Source organism: Bacillus sp. FSL K6-3312 (genome assembly GCF_038007485.1).
In the GTDB taxonomy this organism is placed as follows: domain Bacteria; phylum Bacillota; class Bacilli; order Bacillales; family Bacillaceae; genus Bacillus; species Bacillus pumilus.
The window spans coordinates 1,405,295-1,429,836 of the sequence record NZ_JBBOXI010000001.1 but is presented as its reverse complement, the minus strand read 5'-3'; the positions used below and the strand labels follow the sequence as shown (position 1 = coordinate 1,429,836).

25 protein-coding genes are annotated in these 24,542 nt (G+C 41.6%); 2 read left to right on the top strand and 23 right to left on the bottom strand.

What is annotated here, in order from left to right; translation table 11 throughout:
- Positions 1 to 3 precede the first annotated feature (3 nt).
- Complete coding sequence (locus tag MHI11_RS07180; RefSeq protein WP_065098411.1) at positions 4 to 1,323, bottom strand: DEAD/DEAH box helicase; 1,320 nt, start codon at positions 1,321 to 1,323, stop codon at positions 4 to 6.
- Positions 1,324 to 1,478: 155 nt separating this feature from the next.
- Between MHI11_RS07180 and vrrA the strand changes: the two genes are divergently transcribed.
- Both vrrA and MHI11_RS07170 read left to right on the top strand, forming a co-directional pair.
- A complete protein-coding gene (vrrA, locus tag MHI11_RS07175; protein WP_340960768.1) occupies positions 1,479 to 2,177 on the top strand; it encodes a VrrA/YqfQ family protein in 699 nt (232 codons plus the stop codon).
- Between the two features lie 158 nt (positions 2,178 to 2,335).
- Entirely contained in the window at positions 2,336 to 3,280 is a 945-nt protein-coding gene (locus tag MHI11_RS07170) for a 4-hydroxy-3-methylbut-2-enyl diphosphate reductase (protein WP_044139403.1), read from the top strand.
- 40 nt (positions 3,281 to 3,320) lie between these two features.
- On the opposite strand, the gene MHI11_RS07165 is transcribed toward MHI11_RS07170, so the two are convergent.
- The 22 genes from MHI11_RS07165 to floA form a co-directional block, all read right to left on the bottom strand.
- Complete coding sequence (locus tag MHI11_RS07165) at positions 3,321 to 4,442, bottom strand: Nif3-like dinuclear metal center hexameric protein (RefSeq protein ID WP_340960767.1); 1,122 nt, start codon at positions 4,440 to 4,442, stop codon at positions 3,321 to 3,323.
- Entirely contained in the window at positions 4,435 to 5,151 is a 717-nt protein-coding gene (locus tag MHI11_RS07160; protein WP_340960765.1) for a tRNA (adenine(22)-N(1))-methyltransferase, read from the bottom strand. Before MHI11_RS07160 ends, MHI11_RS07165 begins: the two co-directional genes overlap by 8 nt.
- A 109-nt stretch (positions 5,152 to 5,260) precedes the next feature.
- Positions 5,261 to 5,620, bottom strand: coding sequence for a cytochrome c550 (gene cccA / locus MHI11_RS07155; RefSeq protein ID WP_003217503.1), 360 nt, complete (start codon positions 5,618 to 5,620; stop codon positions 5,261 to 5,263).
- 303 nt (positions 5,621 to 5,923) lie between these two features.
- The gene (gene rpoD, locus MHI11_RS07150) at positions 5,924 to 7,045 is read right to left on the bottom strand and encodes an RNA polymerase sigma factor RpoD (RefSeq protein WP_008342392.1); all 1,122 of its coding nucleotides are present in this window, start codon (positions 7,043 to 7,045) and stop codon (positions 5,924 to 5,926) included.
- Positions 7,046 to 7,246: 201 nt separating this feature from the next.
- Complete coding sequence (gene dnaG, locus MHI11_RS07145) at positions 7,247 to 9,076, bottom strand: DNA primase (RefSeq protein WP_340960764.1); 1,830 nt, start codon at positions 9,074 to 9,076, stop codon at positions 7,247 to 7,249.
- A 33-nt stretch (positions 9,077 to 9,109) separates the two neighbouring features.
- Entirely contained in the window at positions 9,110 to 9,610 is a 501-nt protein-coding gene (locus MHI11_RS07140; protein ID WP_282058994.1) for a YaiI/YqxD family protein, read from the bottom strand.
- Between the two features lie 261 nt (positions 9,611 to 9,871).
- Positions 9,872 to 10,693: a pyruvate, water dikinase regulatory protein gene (locus tag MHI11_RS07135; RefSeq protein WP_044139409.1), complete on the bottom strand. Its 822-nt coding sequence runs from the start codon at positions 10,691 to 10,693 to the stop codon at positions 9,872 to 9,874.
- Between the two features lie 25 nt (positions 10,694 to 10,718).
- Complete coding sequence (locus tag MHI11_RS07130; RefSeq protein WP_034620854.1) at positions 10,719 to 11,357, bottom strand: helix-turn-helix transcriptional regulator; 639 nt, start codon at positions 11,355 to 11,357, stop codon at positions 10,719 to 10,721.
- A 166-nt stretch (positions 11,358 to 11,523) separates the two neighbouring features.
- On the bottom strand, positions 11,524 to 13,569 hold the full coding sequence (glyS, locus tag MHI11_RS07125) for a glycine--tRNA ligase subunit beta (protein WP_340960763.1): 2,046 nt from the start codon (positions 13,567 to 13,569) through the stop codon (positions 11,524 to 11,526).
- Positions 13,562 to 14,449: a glycine--tRNA ligase subunit alpha gene (glyQ, locus tag MHI11_RS07120; protein WP_003217487.1), complete on the bottom strand. Its 888-nt coding sequence runs from the start codon at positions 14,447 to 14,449 to the stop codon at positions 13,562 to 13,564. Before glyQ ends, glyS begins: the two co-directional genes overlap by 8 nt.
- A gap of 329 nt (positions 14,450 to 14,778) precedes the next feature.
- Positions 14,779 to 15,549, bottom strand: coding sequence for a DNA repair protein RecO (gene recO / locus MHI11_RS07115; protein WP_340960762.1), 771 nt, complete (start codon positions 15,547 to 15,549; stop codon positions 14,779 to 14,781).
- Positions 15,550 to 15,583: 34 nt separating this feature from the next.
- A complete protein-coding gene (locus MHI11_RS07110; protein WP_065098441.1) occupies positions 15,584 to 15,727 on the bottom strand; it encodes a YqzL family protein in 144 nt (47 codons plus the stop codon).
- A 148-nt stretch (positions 15,728 to 15,875) separates the two neighbouring features.
- Positions 15,876 to 16,781, bottom strand: coding sequence for a GTPase Era (gene era / locus MHI11_RS07105; RefSeq protein WP_044139412.1), 906 nt, complete (start codon positions 16,779 to 16,781; stop codon positions 15,876 to 15,878).
- Positions 16,774 to 17,172 (bottom strand): cytidine deaminase, encoded by a 399-nt coding sequence (locus MHI11_RS07100; RefSeq protein ID WP_003217296.1) that lies wholly within the window; start codon positions 17,170 to 17,172, stop codon positions 16,774 to 16,776. Before MHI11_RS07100 ends, era begins: the two co-directional genes overlap by 8 nt.
- 113 nt (positions 17,173 to 17,285) lie before the next feature.
- Positions 17,286 to 17,672 carry a diacylglycerol kinase family protein gene (locus MHI11_RS07095; protein WP_340960759.1) on the bottom strand — a complete coding sequence of 129 codons (387 nt, stop codon included), beginning with the start codon at positions 17,670 to 17,672 and terminating at the stop codon, positions 17,286 to 17,288.
- Positions 17,650 to 18,129 carry an rRNA maturation RNase YbeY gene (gene ybeY, locus MHI11_RS07090; RefSeq protein ID WP_340960758.1) on the bottom strand — a complete coding sequence of 160 codons (480 nt, stop codon included), beginning with the start codon at positions 18,127 to 18,129 and terminating at the stop codon, positions 17,650 to 17,652. The genes MHI11_RS07095 and ybeY overlap by 23 nt, the downstream gene beginning before the upstream one ends.
- On the bottom strand, positions 18,130 to 20,241 hold the full coding sequence (locus MHI11_RS07085; RefSeq protein ID WP_374726557.1) for an HD family phosphohydrolase: 2,112 nt from the start codon (positions 20,239 to 20,241) through the stop codon (positions 18,130 to 18,132).
- A gap of 114 nt (positions 20,242 to 20,355) precedes the next feature.
- Positions 20,356 to 21,315 carry a PhoH family protein gene (locus tag MHI11_RS07080; protein ID WP_044139415.1) on the bottom strand — a complete coding sequence of 320 codons (960 nt, stop codon included), beginning with the start codon at positions 21,313 to 21,315 and terminating at the stop codon, positions 20,356 to 20,358.
- A gap of 3 nt (positions 21,316 to 21,318) precedes the next feature.
- Positions 21,319 to 22,509, bottom strand: coding sequence for a sporulation protein YqfD (yqfD, locus tag MHI11_RS07075; protein ID WP_268507964.1), 1,191 nt, complete (start codon positions 22,507 to 22,509; stop codon positions 21,319 to 21,321).
- An 18-nt stretch (positions 22,510 to 22,527) separates the two neighbouring features.
- Positions 22,528 to 22,809, bottom strand: coding sequence for a sporulation protein YqfC (gene yqfC / locus MHI11_RS07070; RefSeq protein WP_012010618.1), 282 nt, complete (start codon positions 22,807 to 22,809; stop codon positions 22,528 to 22,530).
- Positions 22,810 to 23,013: 204 nt separating this feature from the next.
- Positions 23,014 to 23,511, bottom strand: a complete 498-nt coding sequence (locus MHI11_RS07065) for a hypothetical protein (protein WP_106032755.1) — start codon at positions 23,509 to 23,511, stop codon at positions 23,014 to 23,016.
- Between the two features lie 31 nt (positions 23,512 to 23,542).
- Complete coding sequence (floA, locus tag MHI11_RS07060) at positions 23,543 to 24,535, bottom strand: flotillin-like protein FloA (protein ID WP_044139418.1); 993 nt, start codon at positions 24,533 to 24,535, stop codon at positions 23,543 to 23,545.
- Positions 24,536 to 24,542: the final 7 nt, after the last annotated feature.

Genomic DNA, 24,542 nt, shown 5'->3' with positions numbered 1-24,542 from the left:
CCCCTACTTTCCATTACGCTTTGACTTTCTACGTTCCTGTCTTTTGATTTTGTCCATCTCACGTGTCATTTTCTTTTTATATCCAGGTTTGACGGCTTTCGGTTTTCTCACAAGACGCTTTGCTTTTTCCTCAATTTCATTAGGTGCTTTTTTACGTCTTTGACGTTTCAAGCGGTCATCTGCATCTCGCCATTCGCCATGAACAATGGTTTTGTTTTCAAATACAACGCCCATTTTCTCGATTTGAATGAGTGCATCCTCATCAGCAAGCTCATAAATAGTCATCGCAATTCCAGATGAACCAGCTCGAGCTGTTCTGCCAACACGGTGAACATAAAAATCAAGATCAGATGGAAGTTCATAGTTGATCACATGGCTGACGCCTTTAATATCAATTCCGCGGGCTGCAAGATCAGATGCCACAATATAAGTGAACTCTAAATCATCAATTTGTTTCATCACTTTTTTACGTTCGCGCGGCGTTAATCCGCCATGAAGCACTCCAACTTTCATTCCTTTTTCTTGTAGGAATGATGCGATTTCATCAACGGTTGTTTTTGTATTAGCAAAAATGATGCCTAAATAAGGCTGTACATTCGTCACCATTTCATGGAGCAATTTTAGCTTGTCTCGCTGTTTAGATGGGACTAAAATATGCTGAATGTTTTCAGCTGTAATTCGTTTTGGTTCAACATGGGCATATTTAGGATTGTCCATATATTTTTTCAGGAACGGCTTTAGTTTTTCTGGAATCGTTGCTGAGAACACAAGCATTTGCAGCTGTTCTGGCATTTGTGAACCAATACGGTCCACATCTTCTAAAAATCCCATATCCAGCATTAAATCCGCTTCATCAATGACAAGAGATGTCGCTTTGTAAACGTTCAGCGCCTGCTCATGAATGAGGTCAGCAATACGTCCAGGTGTGCCGACAACCAAATGCGGCTGGTTTTTTAGCTTTTGAATGGATTTCTGCTTGTCCGTTCCGCCAATGTAAAGCTTTGCTTTAATCTCTTCTTCTGGAGAGGCCTTCTTTAAGATTGTTTGGGCTTCTTTGAAAATTTGATTGGCTAATTCTCTTGTAGGTGCAGTAATCACAACTTGTACTTGCTCTTTGCTTGGATCAATTGAATGAATAAGCGGCAATAAGTACGCGTGGGTTTTTCCTGTTCCTGTTTGTGATTGACCAATCACGCTTTCTCCTTTTAACACAGCAGGGATGATTCTTTTTTGAATATCAGTTGGCTCATAAAAGCCCAGTTCATGAATAGCATCTATAATAAAAGACTTTAATTCATATGTCGTAAATTTTGTTTCGTTCATGTTTTCACTCCTTAAGGCAATGCCTTTTTGCTCATCTCCTCATTATAGCTGATTTTCAGCAAAAAAACCATGTCCGCTTTTCTTACAGGAAACCAATTGATGCTTCCTTGCATAACCTATGAAGAGAAAGAGAATGCAGTAAGGGAGGTACAAGTATGTTAGGGCAAAGGCCTATGGGCGATTTTCAGCCGCACCGTCCCTCACGCCGGCATCTTGGAAATGGCGGACAGCCCGGAATTTTTCAAAGGAGGCAGCAGGCTCCTATCGAACAGCCTTTTCAAGGGCAAGGCAATCAATTTCAGCAAATGATGCCTCGCTCCCCGTCTGTACAGGGAGGCGGTGTACGCGGAATGGGCGGAATTCCAGGAGGCGAAAGCCGTGCACTAGGCGGCGGAGCAGGAATGAAAGGCATGCTCGCTAAATTTCTTCCTGGCGCAGGGGGAGCAGGGGTTTCTGGAGGTGGTGCGGGATTACAAGGAATCCAGAGCTTCGCAAATCCTGCAACCCTTTCAAGCATGTTGGGAAATGTTCAAAAGGTGCTCGGAATGGCGCAGCAATTTACGCCAATGATTCAGCAATACGGTCCTTTAGTCAGAAATTTGCCTGCGATGATTAAGCTGTACAGCCAGCTTGGCAGTGCAGATGATGATGAAACAAGTACAGATGAAGAACCTAAAGAAATTGGCGAGGAAACAGAAGTGCAAAAAGAAGTTGCATCAGGAGATGATGAAATAGAAGAAAACGAAGAACCAGAGGACATCCTCGTCAAAAAAGCAGCTCCTCACACATTACCTGCTCCTGAAGCAAAACCGAAAAAAAGACCTGGCAGCTCTGTTCCAAAACTATATGTCTAGTGATCTTTTAACGGCGAAGTGTCCCCTGCGTATAACAATCTTTGATATATACGCTTACTTTGGCTATAATGGAAGCTAGAGAATGATAAAAAGCCGTTTTTTCACGGCTTTTTATATTGTTCTTCTCTAGCAGCACTTCCCTACAGGAGGACGAATAAATGAATGTAATTAAAATTTCGCCGCGTGGCTATTGCTATGGCGTTGTAGATGCAATGGTCATTGCTAAAAATGCCGCACTTGATAAAAACTTGCCACGCCCAATTTATATATTAGGTATGATTGTGCACAACAAGCACGTGACAGATGCCTTCGAAGAAGATGGGATCTACACACTGGACGGACCAAACCGCTTGGACATTTTAAAGCAGGTTGAAAGCGGAACAGTTATTTTCACTGCTCACGGCGTTTCACCTGAGGTTCGTCAAATTGCAGAAGAAAAAGGTCTTGTCGCCATTGATGCAACCTGTCCCGATGTAACGAAAACACATGAACTCATTTCAGAGAAAACAGCCGTTGGGTATGACATTATTTATATCGGAAAAAAAGGTCATCCTGAGCCAGAGGGAGCTGTCGGAGTAGCCCCTGACAAGGTGCATCTTGTCGAATCAGAAGCGGACATTGAGGCGCTAGATTTAACATCAGATAAATTGCTTATCACCAATCAGACGACGATGTCTCAGTGGGATGTCCACGATCTGATGGAGCTCATAAAAGAGAAATATCCTCACGTCGAGTACCACCAAGAAATTTGTCTTGCGACACAAGTACGTCAGGAAGCTGTATCTCAGCAAGCTGGCCAAGCCGATCTTACCATTGTTGTCGGCGACCCAAAAAGTAATAACTCCAATCGTCTGGCACAAGTGTCGATGGAGATTGCTGGAACGCAGGCTTACCGTATTGGTGACCTAAGTGAGCTCAAGCTGGAGTGGCTGCAAGGCGTAAATACCGTTGCCATTACTGCTGGCGCTTCTACACCAACCCCTATTACAAAAGAAGTTATCCGTTTCTTAGAAAACTACGAGCCGGATGATGAATCAACTTGGAAAATTGAACGATCGGTGCCTCTTTCGAAAATACTACCACGCGTGAAAACAAAGAAATAAAAAGAACGTCAGAGCTTCTATGCTCTGACGTTCTTTTTGTTTACATAAATTGAAATGGATTTGTGTTTGATTCAGAAACAAAGAGCTGTACATCATACTTTTTCTCTGAACATAACGATTGAAGCTTCGCCTTTACGCCCTCTTTCATAATTTTTTCTGCATAATGCCCTGGGTCCACTACGTTCAGCCCGAGCATCATAGCATCATGGGCGACATGGAAATAAAGATCCCCTGTCACATACACATCAGCACCCATTCTTTTTGCTTGGTGAATGTATTTATTTCCGTCTCCGCCAAGCACAGCTACTTTTTTCACAACAGCGTCCTGATCACCTACAAAGCGAGCACCATTTACATCCAGCTTCGTCTTCACAAATCGCGCGAAGTCTCCAAGGGTCATAGGCTCTCTTAGCTCCCCTATACGGCCAAGCCCTTTTTGAATAGGAGGAAGATCTGTCGTGTGTACACTATAGGCGACTTCTTCATAAGGATGTGCCTTGATCATTTCACGAATGACTTGTTTTTCAGTACTTGCCGGGAAAATGGTTTCAATCCGCACTTCTTTCACAAATTCCAATTGACCAGTCTCACCAATAAACGGATCCGCATCTTCTGATGGCAAAAAGCTGCCTGTCCCTTCATTTGAAAACACGCAATGGCTGTAGTTGCCAATATGGCCGGCGCCCGCATTTCCTAAAGCTGTACGGATGGCTTCCTCAAATTCCTGCGGGACATAGAGGGCAAGCTGTTTGATTTGATCTTCATATGTCGGGACTAACACTCTTGTTTCTTCAAGCTCTAAAGCCTCAGCAAGCAAGTCATTAACTCCTCCATCAGCCACATCTAAATTCGTATGTGCCACATATACTGCAATATCATGTTTGATGCATTTCTCAATGATTCGTCCAGCTGGCTGATCTGTCGCTACATGTTTTAACGGACGGAAGATTGGCGGATGGTGAGCAATCATGAGATCCACATTTTTTTCGATCGCCTCATCTACCACATTCTCTAGTACATCTAAGGTGATCATGACATTGTTTACCTTTTTATTTAACGTCCCAATCTGGAGACCGATTTTGTCACCTTCCATGGCATATGCCTTTGGTGAAAATTGTTCAAATAATTGGATGATTTCATGTCCGTTTACTGTTTTAGCCAACAGTCAAAACCTCCTTTAGAATCTTTATTTTTACATGCAGCTCTTCAAGACGCTCCTTGTTCTCTTCTGTTCGTGCTGCCTGCTGGATTTGACTTTCTATTTTCTCCATATGCTGAAATTCTTGCATCCACTTGCGCCGGAAGACATCATTTTGCTCTTTCGCAAGAAACGGACCAACTAGCATGCCTGTTTCAATTGACATCCCTTCATAGGCTTTATCTTTGTCGCCTTTTTCGGCGATCATAATTTCGTATATTTTGCCATCCTCTTCTAAAATGACTTCATCCATCAATTCATACCCCTCTTGATAGAGCCATAAACGAATGTGGTGAGCATGGATATTTGGCTGAAGAATAAGCCTTTCATGGCCTGTGAGCTTATGCTTGCCGTCATTTAAAATGCTTGCGATGAGTGCTCCGCCCATACCTGCAATCGTTACAGCATTCACTTCGCCCTTTTCAATGGCTTCAAGACCATTTCCTTTTCTGACCGAGATCTTGTCATCTAATTTAAGTCTATGTACTTGCTGCTTCGCTGATTGAAGCGGTCCTTCTGTAATTTCACCAGCAATCGCTTTTACTGCTTTTTGATGCAGGATCGCATAGCACGGCAAATAGGCATGATCTGAGCCGATATCAGCAAAGACAGCCTCATGTGGTAAAAAGTCTGCGATTCTTTTTAATCGTTTTGATAAATTCATTTCATTCATACATATCACTACTTTTCTTTAATGTTCATACTTGTCTATCTTATATAAATTAAAAGTCGTTTTCAAATGAAAAAAGCTCTTCTGATCAAAAAGAGCTTTTTGCGTAACATTATTTAATTTTGGATACCCATTCTGACATTTCATCGAGCTTTTCATTTGGAATCAGCCCGCCTGGCATCCCGTTGCCGCCTTCTTGAATTTTCTTCTTGATGTCTGCTACTTCAAGCTTGTCTCCAACACCTTTTAATGCAGGACCTGCACCGCCTTCATAGTTTTCCCCATGACAACTCAGACAGTTTTGCTTATACAATTCTTCCGGCGTCGCATTCGCTGTTTCTTCTTGCTTTTGCTCCTCGCCTCCAGAGGCGATTTTGTCTTCATCTTTCAACCCCTTCATTGATAAGAAAAAAGTGAGTCCAATCCCTAAAATGGCAATCAATAAAAATGGTATAAGTGGATTCCGTTTCATTTCTTTCATCCTCCCCTTTGTGAAAACCCCTTTAAGACTATACAAACAATTCTAATTCTACTTTAATTTTACAAAAAGTAAACGAATTATGATACAAAACTTTGGTCAAGTTCACAGATTAGACAAAAATGATGCAAAGATGAGAAATGAAGCCTTCAGCACATTTTGATGTATTTTTTATACATCTTTTCTCTAAGAACGTTGCAAATTCATTATTTATTCAGTAAAATATAATCAGATTGAAAAAAGCGTTTTCATTTTTGATGAAGAAAGAACGGATCTCTTTCAAGATCCGTCCAGTTTCTACTCTAAGAAGTCTTTTAATCGTTTACTTCTGCTTGGGTGTCTTAATTTACGCAGAGCTTTCGCTTCAATTTGGCGGATACGCTCTCTTGTGACGCCGAACACCTTTCCAACCTCTTCTAACGTACGTGTTCTTCCGTCATCTAGTCCGAAACGTAGTCTCAGTACATTTTCTTCACGGTCCGTTAACGTGTCTAATACATCTTCAAGCTGCTCTTTTAACAATTCGTATGCAGCATGGTCAGATGGAGATGTCGCCTCTTGGTCTTCAATAAAATCACCAAGGTGCGAGTCATCTTCTTCACCAATAGGTGTTTCTAAAGATACAGGCTCTTGCGCAATTTTAAGAATTTCTCTAACCTTTTCTGGCGTTAAATCCATGTCTTCAGCAATTTCCTCTGGCGTTGGTTCTCTGCCTAGGTCTTGCAGAAGCTGTCTTTGAACACGGATCAATTTATTAATGGTTTCCACCATATGAACCGGGATCCTGATTGTTCTTGCCTGATCGGCAATCGCACGCGTGATCGCCTGTCTAATCCACCAAGTCGCATATGTTGAGAATTTGTATCCTTTGCGGTAATCAAACTTCTCAACTGCCTTCATAAGACCCATGTTTCCTTCTTGAATCAAGTCTAGGAACAGCATACCACGACCGACGTAGCGTTTCGCGATGCTGACAACGAGACGAAGGTTTGCTTCCGCTAATCTTCTTTTTGATTCCTCATCGCCTTCTTCGATCTTTTGAGCATACGTAATTTCTTCTTTAGCAGATAACAAATTGACGCGTCCGATTTCTTTTAAGTACATACGAACAGGATCATTAATTTTGACACCTGGTGGTACGCTTAAATCATTCAGGTCAAATTCTTCTTCTGCTTTAGCCAGCTGCTGAACATTTGGGTCTTCTGTCTCTTCGTTTTCACTAATGAGCTCTACACCCTGTTCGCCTAAGTATTCATAGTATTCATCCATTTGGTCTGATTCAATTTCAAAGCTAGACATACGCTCTGCAATTTCTTCGTATGTTAAAACGCCCCGTTTTTTACCCGTTTCAGTGAGCTTATCTCTCACCTGTTCAAAGGTTAATTCAGTTTCGGTTTCGTGGGCTTGTTTATCAGCCATTATGGATCCCTCCTTCCAAAGCTTGCAACGAATTCTAAAGTAACTTGCGATTTGCTTCCGCCCTGCTTTTCTCTCTTTATCAAACAGATGAGCAAATAGGAATAAAATAAATAATGATGAAGGCAAGATGCTTGCGGTCTTATGCTCCTCCCGTAAAGGATTCATTGCCAGCCGTAAGTCTTGTCATAAATATTAGACGTATTACTTCAGCGAACGGTTCAACTGAATAATTTCTTTTGCAAGTGTTGCCGCTTTGAAGAAATCTTTTTGCCTCTCCGCTTCTGCACGTTCTAGTTCTTTTTCCTTTATCATTGACAAATTCCGATGATTCAACACTTTTTTTACATAATCACTTAATTCAGCTTCACTTAGTTCGTCTCCAACTTGAATCATGAATATATCCGTCAGAAGTTGATTGATGATATCATCTTCTATACGGTTCATCAGGTGCTGCGGCGTTGGTTCTTTGCCTTCTTCATACAAAGCATAAATGTACGTGGCCAGCGCCCTGTGAGAATCTATATTAAATTCAATCCCTACTCTGTCAAGTACTTTTCGGATCACGTCATCGCTTTTTAACATATGAGCAAGCAGCATTCGCTCTGCATTTTCATATGCTGGCCGCAGACGCTTTCTTCGTACCTGTGTTGACAGATGTGCACGCCGTTTTTCAAGCCCGCTTTCTTCCTGCGTGCTTTTGGCTTCTTGACGCTGCTGTTTTTCAAACAGCTCCAGTTGTTCCTTTAATGAATCAAGTGAGATCGAGAACTCTCCAGCAAGCTGTTTCATGTAAATCTCTTGTTCCAAGGAACCGTTTAATCGGCTAATTTCTCGGAGTACCTGCTTCATATAAGTAAGCCGGTCTCCTTCATCAGATAAATTCTTTCCCCTACGGAAAAAGTTCATCTTAAAAGTCATTAATGTCACACTTGCATCTATGATGTCATTCCTAAATTTCTCGCCACCATATTTACGAATGTAATCATCTGGATCAAGTCCATCTGGTATCATGGCAACGCGAACTTTACATCCTCTTTTTCCAAGCAAATCTGAAGCTTTCATGGTGGCTTCATAACCGGCCGTGTCAGAGTCATAGCAAAGGATGATCTCTTCTACGTTCCGTCTGAGAAGTTTTACGTGCTCTTCTGTTAGAGACGTACCCATTGTTGCAACACTTTCGCCGACACCTGATGTGACAGCTGAGATGACGTCAGCAAATCCTTCGAAAAGAACCGCCCGTTCGCGTTTTCGAATAAGCATACGCGCGTCATGAAAGTGATAAAGCAACTTACTTTTATGAAAAAGTGGCGTTTCAGGACTATTCATATACTTAGGCTGCTGATCACCAAGCGATCTTCCGGAAAAAGCGACGACTGTCCCATGATGATCATGAATGGGAAACATCACACGATCCCTAAAGCGGTCAAAAAAGCCTGTTCCGTTTTCACGTTGAATCAAAAGACCGGCCTTCTCCATCATCGCAGGATCAAACCCTCGTTTTTCTAAAAACTTGGTCACGAAATCCCAAGAGTCAAGAGCATATCCGATCTCAAACTTGGCAATTGTTTCATCTGTAAAGCCTCTCGCCCGTAAATAATCGAGTGCGTTTTGACCTTCCTTTGTATTTACCAGCAAATGGTGGTAAAATTTCTTAAGAAGCTCATGCGCTTCAATCATTTTATGATCTGCAGTGCCCTCTTGCTGTGAGGAGCTGATCTGAGCATTTGCTACATGATCAGGCAAATCAATGTGGTACTTATCAGCAACATGTGAAACGGCTTCAATAAATGAGTAGCCTTCCATTTGTCTGAGGAACGAAAATACATTACCTCCTGCACCACAGCCAAAACAATGGAAGATTTGCTTATCTGCTGAAACAGAGAATGAAGGAGTATTTTCACCATGGAATGGACAAAGACCGAAGTAATTTCGACCTTGCTTTCTAAGCTGTACGTATTCTCCAATCACTTCGACAATGTCTGCGTTTTTTTGGATTTGCTCCAAAAGTTCATCTGGTATACGTTTGCTCATCCTAATAACACTCCGTCGTACATTATTCGCCTTTTAATTCAAAAATCCTTCATGATTCGACAGGATTTTTTGTAGTTGCGTAATAAATCGCTTTTTATCCTCTTCTAAAAGCTTTTTGGGACCTTTTCCATATACACCTTTTCTTCGCTGTTTACTGGAAACATGTCTGCGTTCCAAATCAAAATCAATTGTTTCGTTCGTGTACATCCGTCCTCTTTCAGACAGTACAATGACCTGTCTTGGAAGCAGTAAGGAGGCAAGACCAATGTCTTGGGTGACGACAATATCATGCGCGGCAGCTGAGTTCGCAATGACTAAATCCGCTGCTTCCTTATGTGTATCTACAAACCGCCAATCTTCAAGTGGAGATCTCTTGGTTTGAAAATGCTCATATGAAGCAATGAATGTCACAGGTACTTGAAATTGAGATGCGACAGAAAGGATTTCGTCTTTTACAGGACAAGCATCTGCATCGACATAAATCGTCCTCTCTTGTTTATGTTCATTCAGGTGACTAATTCTCCATCCCTCCACCTTATTCCTGCTTTAGAGAAGCAAAAAGACCATACTTTTCCCCCATATAGCAAACAACAGTAAAACTCATTTTGTCGAAAAGTTATGTTCAGAATCACTTGACTTCTGCCAATATTAGTTTATTCGTTCTTGACTTAACTTAAACCTAAAATCAATCATTTTATCACAATTTTTTATTATAATACAAATGCAGCAAATATGCCATTGTTTTTGTTTACCCGTTTCCCACCATAGGAAAAACCCAGGAGGAGCATCCTGAGTTTATTCGGAACCTCTTTTGGTCAGCATTTGATGAATGACATTTGCCGTTTCTTCAACTGCTTTATTCGATACATCAACAACTTGACAGTTAATGCGGTCCACCACTTTTTCAAAATACTCTAGCTCTTCTTTAATCCGTTCAATGTTCGCATAAATCGCGCGATCATTTAAACCTAGAGATTTCAAACGCTCTTTACGAATATGATTTAGTTTGTCTGGACTGATTTTCAGACCGATGCATTTCTTTGGATCAACTGAAAATAACTCCTCTGGCGGATCTACTTCAGGAACAATTGGAACGTTTGCTACCTTCAGCCGTTTATGCGCCAAGTATTGAGATAGTGGTGTCTTAGATGTGCGTGATACACCGATGAGCACAATATCAGCCTTTAGAATGCCTCTTGGGTCTCTGCCGTCATCATACTTCACTGCGAACTCAATGGCTTCAACCTTTTTAAAATAGTCCTCATCTAATTGACGTACACGCCCCGGCTCATGTTTCGCTTCATTTCCATAAGCAGTCTCCATTTTATCGATTAGTGGTCCGATGATGTCATAATAAACAACTCCGTTTGCTTCTGCTTCATCAATTAAGAATTGACGCATTTCTGGCACAACAAGAGTAAAGCAGACGATTCCGTTATCTGCTTTCGCCAGTGAAATGACTTCTTTAATCGTACCGACATCTTCTACATATGGGATTCTTCTGATATTTGAATGGTCTGATGAGCCGCCATCAAATTGGCTAAGTGCCGCTTTGACTACGAGCTCTGCCGTTTCTCCTACTGAATCTGATACCACAAAAATTACGCGATTACTCATAACATCCCCTCGCAGTCTTCTGTAATTAGATTATTTCATTCTCCGATAAGTTAACAAGTATTTTCGTCATGTTTGTTTTCGTAATTCTGCCGACCACTTCAAAGCCTTTATCCGTATCTTTTATAACAGGAAGTGCGTCTATCTGCTTTTCAATCAAGTGCTTCGCCACACCCATAATGAAATCTTCCTTGCGGCAAACGGTGATGTTCGGCATTCTTGTCATAATAATATGGACAGGAATAGATGGAAGCTCCTGTTTTCCAATACTTGCGCGAAGGAGGTCTTTCCTTGACAACACGCCTGTTAAAATAGAGTGATCGTCCACAACGAATAATGTGCCCACATCTTCTAAAAACATCGTACAAATCGCATCATAAACTGAAACATTCTCATGTATCACCACTGGAATGGATTGAAAATCTTTCACTTGAAGTTTTTTCAGCTTATCTGCTAGAAGCTGCGTACCTGTTTTTCCTGTGAAAAAGTAGCCGACCCTTGGTCTTGCTTCTAAAAAGCCTGACATCGTTAATATGGCTAAATCCGGTCTGAGGGTCGCCCTAGTTAAGTTCAGCCGATCGGCGATATGCTCTCCAGTGATCGGACCATTCTCTTTGACAATCTGTAAAATCTGCTCTTGCCGTTTATTTAACTCGATTGTACTCACCACCTTTAAATAGAGAGAGCGAATCTTTACTTTATGTATATCATTTTCATAACTCATCATATTATAGCGCATCTTTGTCCGAATGAAACAAAAATCCACTCAAAAACCGTGAATTAAATGAGTAAAAAACGATTGCCCTTCAAAAAAGGCAACCGTTCTTAGGTATTTATTTTACAATTAAATTGTTCATATTCGCAAATGATTGAATGACTTTTGCTAGTTTGACCATTTGCGCCAAACGATTTCGCTTCAGCTTTTCATCATCTGCATGAACCATTGTGTGATCGAAATAATGAACAATCGGTGTTTTTAACGTATCAAGCGCCTCAAGCGCTGCGCTGTATTGCCCTGCTGCTACATGTTCCTTGACAGCTGTCTCTACTTGCTGATACGCCTCATATAGCTTTTGCTCATGCTCATTTTCAAACAGCTCAGGCTGAATTTCTGCGTCTTCCCCTTTTTTACTGATTGAAATGACGCGTCCTAATGCTTCTGCTGTTTCTTTGAAGCTCTCTTGTTTCACGCTCTCTTCAAGAACAGCTGCTTTTTTCACGACTGCATAAGGTTCAATATTTTCAACATCCAGTACTGCATCGACAACATCATGACGGATATGTTCTGCTTGGAGGACATATTTTAAACGGTGTGTTAAAAATTCAATGAGAGCCGTTTCATGTGCTGCTTCTACTTGAGCAAGTGCCAAAAGCTCTTTGAATGAAATGTTCCAATGACGATCAAGCAGAATTTGAACGATACCGCTCGCTTGTCTTCTTAGTCCATAAGGATCTTGAGAGCCCGTTGGAATGACATCAATTGAGAAGAAGGAACAAATAGAATCCAGCTTATCGGCTACTGCCACAATCGCACCAATTAAAGTGGAAGGCGCCTCATCACCGGCAAAGCGCGGCATATAGTGCTCATTGATGCTCTTTGCCACTTCTTCATGTTCGCCAAGTGCTTTTGCATATTTCTCGCCCATGATTCCTTGTAATTCTGGGAATTCATAGACCATTTGAGTCACAAGGTCAAATTTCGAAATACTTGCAGCTCTTGCCACACGCTCTGACGTTTCGTCATCTGCACCGACATGAGCTGCTAGACGCGTCGCAATGTCTGTCACTCTCTTTAGCTTGTCGCCAATTGTGCCAAGTTTCTCATGGAATACAACCTTATCAAGCTTCTTAATATTGTCTTCAATGACTAGTTTTTCGTCTTCTTTATAGAAGAAGGCAGCATCTGATAAACGTGCACGAAGTACTTTTTCGTTCCCTCTTGCGACATTTTCAAGCGCTTCACTGTTTCCATTTCTCACCGTTATGAAGTGAGGCAATAATTCCCCTTGCTCATTTTTCACAGGGAAATAGCGCTGATGCTCTTTCATTGTAGTTACCAATACTTCTTCCGGCAATGCAAGGAATTCTTCTTCAAAGGAACCAGATAGTACCGTTGGGTATTCTACAAGATTGTTGACCTCTTCTAGAAGCTCAGGATCAACAGGAATCACCCAAGCTTTTTCTGAAGATAGAGCATTTAGCTGCTCGGTAATGGATTGTTTTCTTTTATCTGAATCTGCAATGACAAATTGATCGCGCAATGTTTGCTCATAAGAAGCAGGCGAGTCGATGATGGCTGCCTTACCAAGGAAACGGTGTCCTCTTGTCTCGCGGCCGCTTTTCACCCCAGCAATGTGAGCAGGTACAATCTCCTCTCCAAATAAACAAACAATCCATTTAATCGGACGGATGTAGCGTAAATCTTTGCTCCCCCATCTCATGTTCTTTGGAAAACTTAATGAAGCGGCGATCTCACCTAATGCTGGCAGAAGGTCTTTGACTTGCTTTCCTTCTTGAAACTTCTGGACATGGACATAATCCACTCCTTTGATCTCTTTAAAATAGAGATCATCTGTTGAAGCACCTTGTCCGCGGGCAAAACCTTCCGCTGCTTTTGTCCAATTGCCTTCCGCATCTTGCGCGATCTTTTTAGCCGGACCTTTTGCTTCTTCTTTGATGTCTTCTTGTTTTTCTGCGACACCTTTCACAAGTACAGCAAGACGTCTTGGTGAGTTAAATAGAGCAACATCTTCAAATGAAATGTTTTGCGCTTCAAACCACGCTTTTACTTTCTCGCCTAGCTGCTTTGTGCTTTCTGGCATGAAACGAGCCGGCATCTCTTCTAAGCCGATTTCGAGTAATACATCTTGTTTATTCATGAGAAGCCGCCTCCTCTTTTAGCATAGGGAATCCCAATTTTTCTCGTTCTTCATAATATGTTTTGGCTACTTTTCTTGCTAACTGGCGCACTCTTCCGATATAACCAGTTCGCTCAGTAACAGAAATTGCGCCCTTTGCATCGAGCAGGTTAAACGTATGAGAGCATTTGAGCACATAATCGTATGCCGGGTGAACAAGCCCTTTGTCCATTTGGCTATGCGCTTCTTTCTCATAGGTTGTAAATAAATCAAACAGCATGTCAGTATTAGATGTTTCAAATGTATAAACAGAGTGCTCATATTCAGCCATTAAGAATAAATCTCTCACCGTGAATCCGTCTGTCCATTCAAGATCGAAGACATTTTCTTTGTCTTGGATGTAGGAAGCAAGACGTTCAATACCGTATGTGATTTCAACGGAAACGGGCTTACATTCTAAGCCGCCGACTTGCTGAAAATACGTGAATTGGGTGATTTCCATCCCATCAAGCCATACTTCCCAGCCTAGCCCTGCACAGCCCAGAGATGGGTTTTCCCAGTTGTCTTCTACAAAACGAATATCATGTTTCAGCGGGTCAATACCAAGCGCTTTCAAAGATTCAAGATACAGTTCTTGAATATTGTCAGGTGACGGCTTAATGATCACTTGGAATTGATGATGCTGATACAATCTATTTGGGTTTTCTCCATATCTGCCATCAGCCGGGCGTCTTGAAGGCTCTACATACGCTACCTTCCATGGCTCTGGACCAATGCTTCTGAGGAACGTGTATGGACTCATCGTTCCGGCACCTTTTTCTGTGTCATACGCCTGCATTAATACGCAGCCTTCATTTGACCAATGCTTTTGCAACGTCAAAATCATGTCTTGAATATTCAATGATCGCACCTCCATCTTTTCTACACCATCCGCTATGTATGGCGGATGGGTCTAGAACCCCGCAAAAGAACACAAAAACTCCCGTCTCTATGCTCGCAAGGCTCCTTGCAAACATAGGGACGAGAGTTTTTCCCGCGGTTCCACCCTATTTGCTGGTATCGTAGCATCCAGCCGCTTTGTTTTACGTTGCTCAAGAATGCCTTTCGTTACGCCTCCATCCTTAGCTCACACCGCCCTAAGGTCGCTTTTATGGATTCTGCGCAAGTACTTCTTTCTGTCAATGCAACATATTTTATCTTAGATGATCTTACAAAAAGTCATGGAAGATGTCAACTTTTGTTTTCCCCACCCATGAGCTTTTTCATGGATTCCATCTGATTCATGAATTTTTTTGATTTCAAATAAAGGCCTGAATACTCTTCATAGTAGTGATCGAGCACTTGACGAATTTCTTGTTTTGTCTGCGGTTTCACATCAACCTGACCGAGCCTTGATAAATCAAAATAATGAAATAAACGGAGCAGCCTTGCAGCTGCTGGAGATAAGGGCAGTTTATACGGATCTTTAGAAAAGCAATTTTGGCAAATAAAGCCGTTGTCTCTAATCGAGAAATGAAACTGCGCTTCTTTTTGACCACAGTGGACACATTGATCCAGTTCGGGCTTCATTCCCATCACTGATAACATTTTGACCTCTACGATAAATAAGATAATATCAGCATCTGTGCCTTCATTCAAATGACGCAAAGATTGAAGCAGGAGCTCAAACAAATAAGGGTTTGGCTTTTTTTCTTCTGTGCCTTTATCGAGTAACTCTGTCATATATGCGGCATATGCGGTCAAGAATAAATCTTCCCGAATGGTTCGCATACTTTCAATCATTTCGCCTTGCTGGAGCGTTCCAAGTCCTGTTGATGATTGGATCAGGAAGGTTCCGTATAAAAACGGCTGGCTTATGGCTGACAGGCGGCTGTTTGATTTTTTTGCGCCTCTTGCCATCACACCAATTTTCCCATGTTCTCTAGTGAGCAGCGTGACAATTTTGTTTGTTTCGCCATAATCTGTTGTTCTAAGGACGATTCCTTCACTTTTAATGAGCATTTGTCTACACTCCGAGCATTGGAGGGGTCAAGAATTATAAGATTGGAAAATCAAATCGTGCTATCTCTTCTTCAAGTATATCGGGTCTTTCCAGGTTCTCCTTTTCTAACTCTTTGAAAAGCAGATACGTGTCAACGCTTCCTGTTTGTGAAAATACGTTCCATGTAAAATTCAACATAAAAACCCCACCTTTCTTTATTAGAAGCAGCAACGCTACATCCAACATATTAATTATATCTTGACCAAGCTACCTCCATTTCATGATAAACAATTTTTACTAATCGAACCGCACCATTGTCAGATTTTATGACAACAGCAGCGATTTTTTAATATTCGTCTTCTCTAAATCCGAAATCACGAAGGTGAGTGGATTTATTACGCCAGTCCTTCTGAACCTTTACCCAAAGCTCCAGATACACTTTTGAACCGAGAAGTGCTTCAATATCTCTGCGCGCTTTTTGTCCCACTTCTTTTAATAAGCTGCCTCGTTTCCCAATAACAATCCCTTTTTGTGAATCACGTTCTACGACAATGGTCGCCGCCACATGGATCTTACCATTTTCATCTGGCTTAATGGATTCGATCGCCACTGCAATACTGTGCGGGATCTCTTCTCTTGTTAAATGCAGCACTTTTTCACGAATTAATTCAGAAATAATAAACCGCTCTGGATGATCTGTTACTTGATCTGCTGGATAAAATTGCGGGCCTTCAGGAAGATAACCTTCAATCTGCTGAAGAAGCGTGTCAATGTTGTTTCCTTCAAGAGCTGAAATTGGCACAATTTCCTTAAATGGATAACGTGTGCGGTATTCATCAATTAAAAGGAACAGCTCATCTGGGTGAATTTGGTCGATTTTATTGACGACTAGGAATACCGGTGTAGATGTTTGCTTGAGTCGTTCAATGATGAATTCATCACCCTTGCCATAGCCTTCCTTTGCATTGATCATAAACAAGATCAGGTCGACTTCCTTCAGTGTATTTGTAGCCACTTTCATCATAAAATCACCAAGCTTATGCTTAGGTTTATGAATCCCTGGTGTATCGATAAAGATCGTTTGTGACGTGTTTGTTGTTAAGACACCTTGCACTTTGTTTCGTGTCGTTTGGGGCTTATCACTCATGATGGCGATCTTTTGTCCAATCACACGATTAAGAAAGGTTGATTTTCCTACATTTGGTCTTCCAATAATGGATACAAATCCTGATTTAAAGCTTTCGTTAGTCATTTAAATCCTCCGGTGAAAATGCGCCTGGCAATAGTTCGTTTACTGTTGTTTCGTATATTTGTCCTTTTAAGTTCGTTAGAATCACTGGCATGTCAGGTGCACATAGCTCTGAAATAACCTGTCTGCATGCGCCGCACGGCGAAACAGGCCGGTCTGTATCAGCCACTACCGCTAGCATTTGAAACGATGTGATGCCTTCTGAATAGGCTTTAAAAAGTGCTGTTCTTTCCGCACAATTACACATACCATATGCTGCATTTTCAATGTTGCAGCCGCCATACACTTTTCCATCGTTCGACAACAATGCTGCACCGACTTTGAATTTTGAATAGGGTACATATGCAAAATCTCTTGCTTTAACTGCTTCTGAAATCAACTCTTGTTTGTTCATTCCTAGTTCCCACTTTCAGAAGAAATGGACCCACTGTCACATTTATATTTTACATAATTCACGTGACATTTTCACGCCCATTTCTAAAAATGTTAATAAATAGTAATATTGTTCTATTGCATGATCTTCGGTAAGAAGATGATCAACCCAATCATAACCGAAATCGCAGCGTAAACGCAAACAGCGCCTGCTGCGGCGTCTTTCGCTTTCTCAGCAAGCGGGTGCCTCTCTTCTGTCATCAGGTCCACTGTATGTTCAATGGCTGTATTGACAAGTTCAAGCGCAAACATCCCCCCGCATAAAAGCAAAACGATCATCCATTCGAATGGTTCAATGTGAAACCAAAAGCCGCAGATCACCACGATGATGGCTGCGACTGTGTGAAATCGAAAATTCCGTTCATTCAAGAAAGTTCGCCATATTCCTCTAAATGCATAATAAAAACTCCGAAAAAAACGGGCAAGCGGCCTTCTTTTCTTACGATGATCTTGAAAGGCCATAATCATCCAAGATCTTTGTCTGTTTGGCGAACATTTCTTTTTCATCTTCCTCTGTCATATGATCAAACCCGAGCAAATGCAGTAATCCATGAATGGTGAGAAATCCAAGCTCTCTCATAAAGGAATGTCCATATTCCTCTGCCTGCTCTTTCGTACGGTCCACACTAATGATGATGTCACCGAGTACAGGCGGAATATCATCAGCACCAATGATTTCAATTTCCCCTTCTCCTTCTTCTTCGAGTGCAAAGGAGATCACATCCGTTGGTGCGTCTTTTCCGCGGTATTCTTTATTAATTTGATGAATCTCTTCATTCGAGACGATCGTCACTGATACCTCCGCTTGATCTTTGACCTCAAGGGCATCAGCAGCGAACTGAAGAAGCTTTTCCACTTCTTCAAGCTGCTCTTTTGATACTTGTCCTGTTTCATCTATTAAATCGATTAACAATGTCATTTACTTCACCTTCTGCTTCGGGGCATCTGGATATTCAATCCGAGAATGGAAAATCCCCTTTAATGTTGTACAAATCGTTTGACTAATAATATTTAACTCTTTAAATGTCAGATCACATTCGCTGAATTGCCCATCCTGCATTTTATCGGAAATAATGCCTTTGACGAGCTTTTCGATCCGCTCTGGATTTGGATTATGCATCGATCGTACCGCTGCTTCCACGCTGTCCGCTACTGAAATAATCGCCGCTTCTTTTGATTGCGGTTTTGGCCCAGGATAACGGAATTCTTCTTCTGTCACCTGATCATCACGCTCTTTTGCCTTATAGTAAAAGAACTTTAACAGCGACTTCCCGTGGTGCTGTTCGGCAATATCGACAAGCTCTTCAGGAAACTTTTTTTCTCTCAGCATATCAGCTCCATCTGTCGTATGGGCAATAATGATATTTTTACTTAGCTGAGGAGAAAGCTTGTCATGCGGATTATCAATGTTCATTTGGTTTTCGATAAAGTATTGCGGTCTTTTCGTTTTCCCAATGTCATGATAATAAGCGCCAACCCTTGCTAAAAGACCGTTTGCTCCGACTGCTTCACATGCAGCATCTGCTAAATTTGCCACCATGACACTATGATGATATGTACCTGGTGTCTCTGTTAAAATCTTTTTAAGGAGCGGATGGTTTGGGTTAGATAGTTCAATCAGCTTCATTGTTGAAAGAATGCCGAACATACTCTCAAACACTGGCATTAGCCCAATGACCAAAATAGATGATGCAAACCCTGACACAATCGCCATCATAAGGTTCACACCGATTTCAAGTCCTGATGGTGAGGAGTTTTGAATCAGCGTTATGGATAGAACCACAAGGACATTCACCAAAGCGACCGAAAGCCCTGCCTGCAATATTTTTGAACGCGCATTATGCTTTCTCAAAAATAAAATGCCCGCCATCCCGCTCACAAGGTAATAAGCGCAGATCACATAGTTAAAGACGCCGGTTACTCCTTGATTAAACATCATACTGCCGCAAAGAGCAAATACAAGACCAGAGAAGATCGCTAGCCGCTCATTGATAAGCAGCTTGATCAGCATCGTGCCAAGTGCCACTGGCACCACATAACCTATCGTCGTATACTTTGTTTCTTGGAAGAGACTGAATACTTCCATGATAACTAAAATAATGGTGAAAATGAGCGAGTAGAGAAGCAACGACTTATTCTTATGAACAAGCGATTTTTTCCTCGATTCAAGTGAATGAATAATCGCTGCTAAGAATAGACCAATCAATATCATAAGACCGCTTACAGGCTTAATCAAATTGGAGCTATTTAAGAGCCCTGTCAGTTCTAATTTACGATACACTTCTCGGTCGATAAGTTCTCCTTCTTCGACTAAGATTTGCCCTTGCTTAATTTGAACCGGCTGAATATTATCAGCGGCTTCTTGCCTTTTCTTCTCTGTCGCCACTGGATCAAATACATAGTTTGGAATGATCGCAAATTCACCGATTTCTTTCGCTGCATTTAAGTATTTGGATGGAATTGAGTTATTTTCAAGCTCTGTTTTCACTTGTTTTTTCTCATCTTGTAATTTCGCTGCTGTGATTTCTTTACTCATCAGTGAATTCACCACTGTGATGATGGAATCCTTAGTAAAAGAGAGATTTTCGTCACTTGCCTGAAGCAGTGCTTTGATGGATTGGTCTGAAACAGCCTCCTGCATATCTGATGTGAGTTTTTCTTTGACACGCTTGACCATTTCTTTATCTGATGGCGGATTTTCTTTTTCATCAGCTGCTTTCTTCTCTTCTTTAATGGCTTCGAAAAGGGAGGAGATGAGGTCAACACGATTGTCAGAATACGCTTTTTTGAGTGTATATTGATCCTCTACTTGATCTGTTGCTTCTTGCTTCTTTTCTTCTGTCGCTTCTTGATCATCGACGGTTGATGGAGAATAGATGGTCTGTTCGCTCACTGAAAATAAATCTAAGTCGAGCGATTCAGGCTTTACATGGAAGAAGAGCACCACGAATAGAATGGCTGCTAAACCAGCGTATAGCAAAACATTTAAATAACGTGAGCGCTCCATTTTCTGAGGTTCTTTTTTAGACAGCAGTCTTTTGCGCTTACTGTCTTTCTGATTCTTTCTCAAGGAAAGTACCTCCTTTTTTACTTTAAACCACGATCGAAACAAAATGACCCGATGAAGACGATCGGGTCACTAAGGTCATTTTTGCTTTTCGTATGCTCCGATGATCTTTGCCACAAGCGGGTGTCTGACCACATCTGTCTGGTCTAGCTCAATAAATGAGATGCCCTTGATCTCTGCAAGCATGTCCTTTGCAGCTGCAAGACCAGACTGCATGCCCTTCGGCAGGTCAATCTGTGTAATATCTCCTGTAATGACCATTTTAGAGCCAAACCCAAGTCTCGTCAAAAACATTTTCATTTGGGCAGGCGTTGTATTCTGCGCTTCATCTAAAATAACAAATGCATCATCGAGTGTCCGTCCTCTCATATAGGCAAGAGGCGCTATTTCAATCACACCGCGCTCGATTAAACGTTCCGTATGATCACTGCCAAGCACATCATGCAAGGCATCATATAGTGGTCTTAAATAAGGATCTACTTTTTCCTTTAGATCACCTGGTAAAAAGCCAAGACTTTCTCCTGCTTCAACAGCTGGTCTTGTCAGGATAATCCGTTTCACATGTCCATTTTTCAGTGCATGTACCGCGTTGACGACTGCCAAATACGTCTTCCCTGTTCCAGCTGGTCCAATTCCAAAGACCAAGTCATCTTTTTTCATCGCCGCAGCATATTCCCGCTGGCCAATGGTTTTTACCCTGATTGACTTTCCTTTTGCATTTTTCGTAATTTCATCTTCATACATATTTTCAAAATAATTGAGCTTGTCTTTTTGCGCCATTTTAATGGCATAGACGACATCCCGTTCAGAAATCTCAATTCCTTTTTGGATGAGATGTAAGAGAGATGTAATCAGACGGCTCGCTGTTTCTCTTGATGCTTCCTGACCAGAAACATACACCTTTTCTCCGCGCGTAATAATGGAGACATTCAGCTCGTTTTCCATCAGTTTCAGATAAGCATCTTGATTTCCAAATAAAGCAATCGCTTCGTTTGGGCTATCTAATTTTTGTTGAATTTCAAGTAAATGTTCTGTCATTCTCTAGTCTCCCTGAACAATAGGTGTTGGTTGAACAATATCTTCTATTACTTGGTAAAGGATGATTAACTTAACTTTACCATTCCCTGTTGCCTCGTGCAAAACTTTTTCACTTTTCACCTCTCCTGTTTGACCTAGCTTCTCTTCTAATTCTTTTTTACCCATTTTAATCCCTGCTTGAACCGCTTCTTTATTTGTGTATGTCCGGTTTATTTTTTCGCTTTCGCGTGTCGTTTCTTTTTCATAGGAAAATGGGAGCTGGAAGTTTAAGAAATGGAGTGGGTGAACTTCAGTTTCTGTTTTTGGCTGCTTAAAATCATCCTTTTTAAAGGAAAAGCCCCAAAATGGCATTGAACCTCCAAATGCGGAGAGCTTGTGCTTTGTCTTCATTTTACCCGTAAAGACATCAAAAGATGTTCGAAGAGGGACAGAAACTTCAGAACGATACCACGTTTCACCATAAATTTTCGCTTTAGCACCAACCGTTTTTTGCTGGTCTTCGCTGCCGATGAGGCCAGAGACGAGCATTTGTCCTTTCTTCACATGTTCATCAACTGCGGCAAGCGGCTCCCCTTTTTCCACATACATTCTCGTGATGACCGCCTTCTTCTTGGCCACAATATGCTGAGGACTCGTATATTTCTCTTTTTCCGGCTCATTTTTTTCCACAACTTTCATTTGAAATGTTGTACCGTTTAGTTCAACGCCAACCCATGTTATGCTTTGAATATTGGCGGTCAGTGATTTTTGAATTTTTTCAGGTGTTCCCATTAGAAACTGAAAACGGCCTTTTTGCACACCAATCTCGTCTAAATGCTTTCTCATCTCATGTTCAGTTTCTGGATTGGCTCCTTTAATATCAATTTTCCACACCATGTTTGAAAGCGCCAATATCGTCACTAGAAAGAACACAATCCCGAGGGTAAACCCAATATTCTTCCTTGACCATAGGAGAAGAAACGGAAATCCCTTCTTTTGATGAAATGAACATGTTACCTCATGATGTCTTTGTACTTTTCTGAAGGCATGTACATCTGATAAGCGAATAAATAAGCGCACGCTGTCTTGACGGCGGCTCACTTGAAACATTGTGATCCCCTGTCTCGTGCACTCATTGATGAGCCGCTCAATGCCGTTTCCCTTGATTTCCACTTCCACTCTGCCAATAAAATAGGCGAACCATTTATTCTTCACACTTCTCCCCTCCGTCAGTTAAGAATCAATATAACGGACCTCATCGATTTTCCCTTCTAATAAGATCTCTTCTGGCAAAATCGTTTTAATCACAAAATCTTTCCCTGAAATAATGCATTGTCCTTGTTTGAGCATCAGCCTTACCTCTTGATCACTGAAAAGCAAAAGCCCTTTATGATTCTCTATGTAAATGTGGAGTCTGCCAACCATCGTAATACGGGGAAGATCCATCATGACGTCTGGAGGGATTTCAAGTGTTCTTGTCAGCCATGCTTTAAGTCGATTTTTTCTTTTTCCCATTCAATTAGAACCCCTTCCCGCCCCATGTGTATGAGATCAAACTGAAAGATGGTGAGACTGATGAGAAAGTCTCTATATCATCCTATTCCTCAGCGGTTCAGATCATGCTAATGAATCCCGTAAAACAGCCGTTTCATCATTTTTACTGCGAGAAATCTCCATCAGGTCAAACAAAAAAAGCCCCTTTATATGGGACTTTTTTGTTTATCTGTTATATGGCCGTTTCATCGTTCTGTGCGGCTTTTTCGCGCGCGGCTCTCCAAATACTTCTCCAAGGATCATCCCCTGAACAATTGTATCTTGGTTGAGCTTCTCAATGATCTTTGGCTTCACTTCGGCAGAAGCAGCCTTTGGCCTTGTCAGTTCTCTTTCAAGCGATTGGAATTCTCTATTCAGCTCGCTTTTTCTTTCTTCCATTTCGGCAAGTGTATCGGTATAGCGGTCCTGTAAGGATTGAGATGTTTTTTTCTTCATCCCGCCATGATCATGTACATCGCCGAAATCGTCCATCTGATCCGTCACGACTGGATCTGGACTTGTTTGTTTTGTTTGCTTTTGGGGCATCTGCTTACGCTGAGGAGCTGGCTTGTTTTGCTGATTCTTTTGTTCGTTCTCCTCTTGTTTGCCGATTTTCCCAAAGACAGCAGAGATGATACCGATGATAATCGCAATTAGTAACGGATTTTCAAATAGAATGTCCATTGGGCTCCCTCCTTAAAGCGTGAGAGGATGCTTATTTGTTTTCATTATCAGATGGACCTTTTGTCATTTTACCAAATGAATCTCTCATGTCCGTATCAGCATCGATATTCTTAATATTCATGTAGTCCATGACTCCAATATTACCTTCACGTAATGCTTCAGCCATGGCAAGTGGTACTTCAGCCTCTGCTTCTACAACTTTCGCGCGCATTTCTTCAACTCTTGCACGCATTTCTTGCTCCTGGGCAACAGCCATTGCGCGGCGTTCTTCCGCTTTTGCCTGTGCAATGTTTTTATCTGCTTCTGCTTGGTCTGTTTGCAGAATTGCCCCGATGTTCTTACCGATATCCACATCGGCAATATCAATCGAGAGAATTTCAAACGCAGTACCTGAATCTAATCCTTTACCAAGAACCGTTTGAGAAATCATATCTGGGTTTTCTAGAACCTTTTTATGATTATTTGATGAACCGATTGTAGAGACAATCCCTTCACCTACACGAGCAATGATTGTTTCTTCCCCTGCACCACCGACAAGTCGTTCGATGTTTGCACGAACTGTAATACGTGCTTTTGCTTTTACTTCAATACCGTCCATTGCCACACCAGAGATAAATGGTGTTTCAATGACTTTAGGGTTTACACTCATTTGTACAGCTTCAAGTACGTCACGGCCTGCTAGGTCGATCGCTGCACAGCGTGCAAAGTTCAATTCGATATTCGCACGTTGAGCCGCGATCAATGCATTTACAACACGGTCAACGTTACCACCTGCAAGGTAGTGACTTTCTAATTGGTTAATCGTCACATCAAGACCTGCTTTATGTGCTTTGATGAGCGGGTTGACCACTCGGTTTGGAATGACGCGGCGAAGTCTCATTCCTACAAGTGTAAAAATGCTTACCTTTACGCCAGCCGCTAGGGCAGAAATCCACAGCATCACCGGTACAAAGGTGAAGAAGATCGATAGAACGATCAGACCTGCTGCGATAATCACAAATAATAGTAAAGTAGATGGATCCATTTTATTC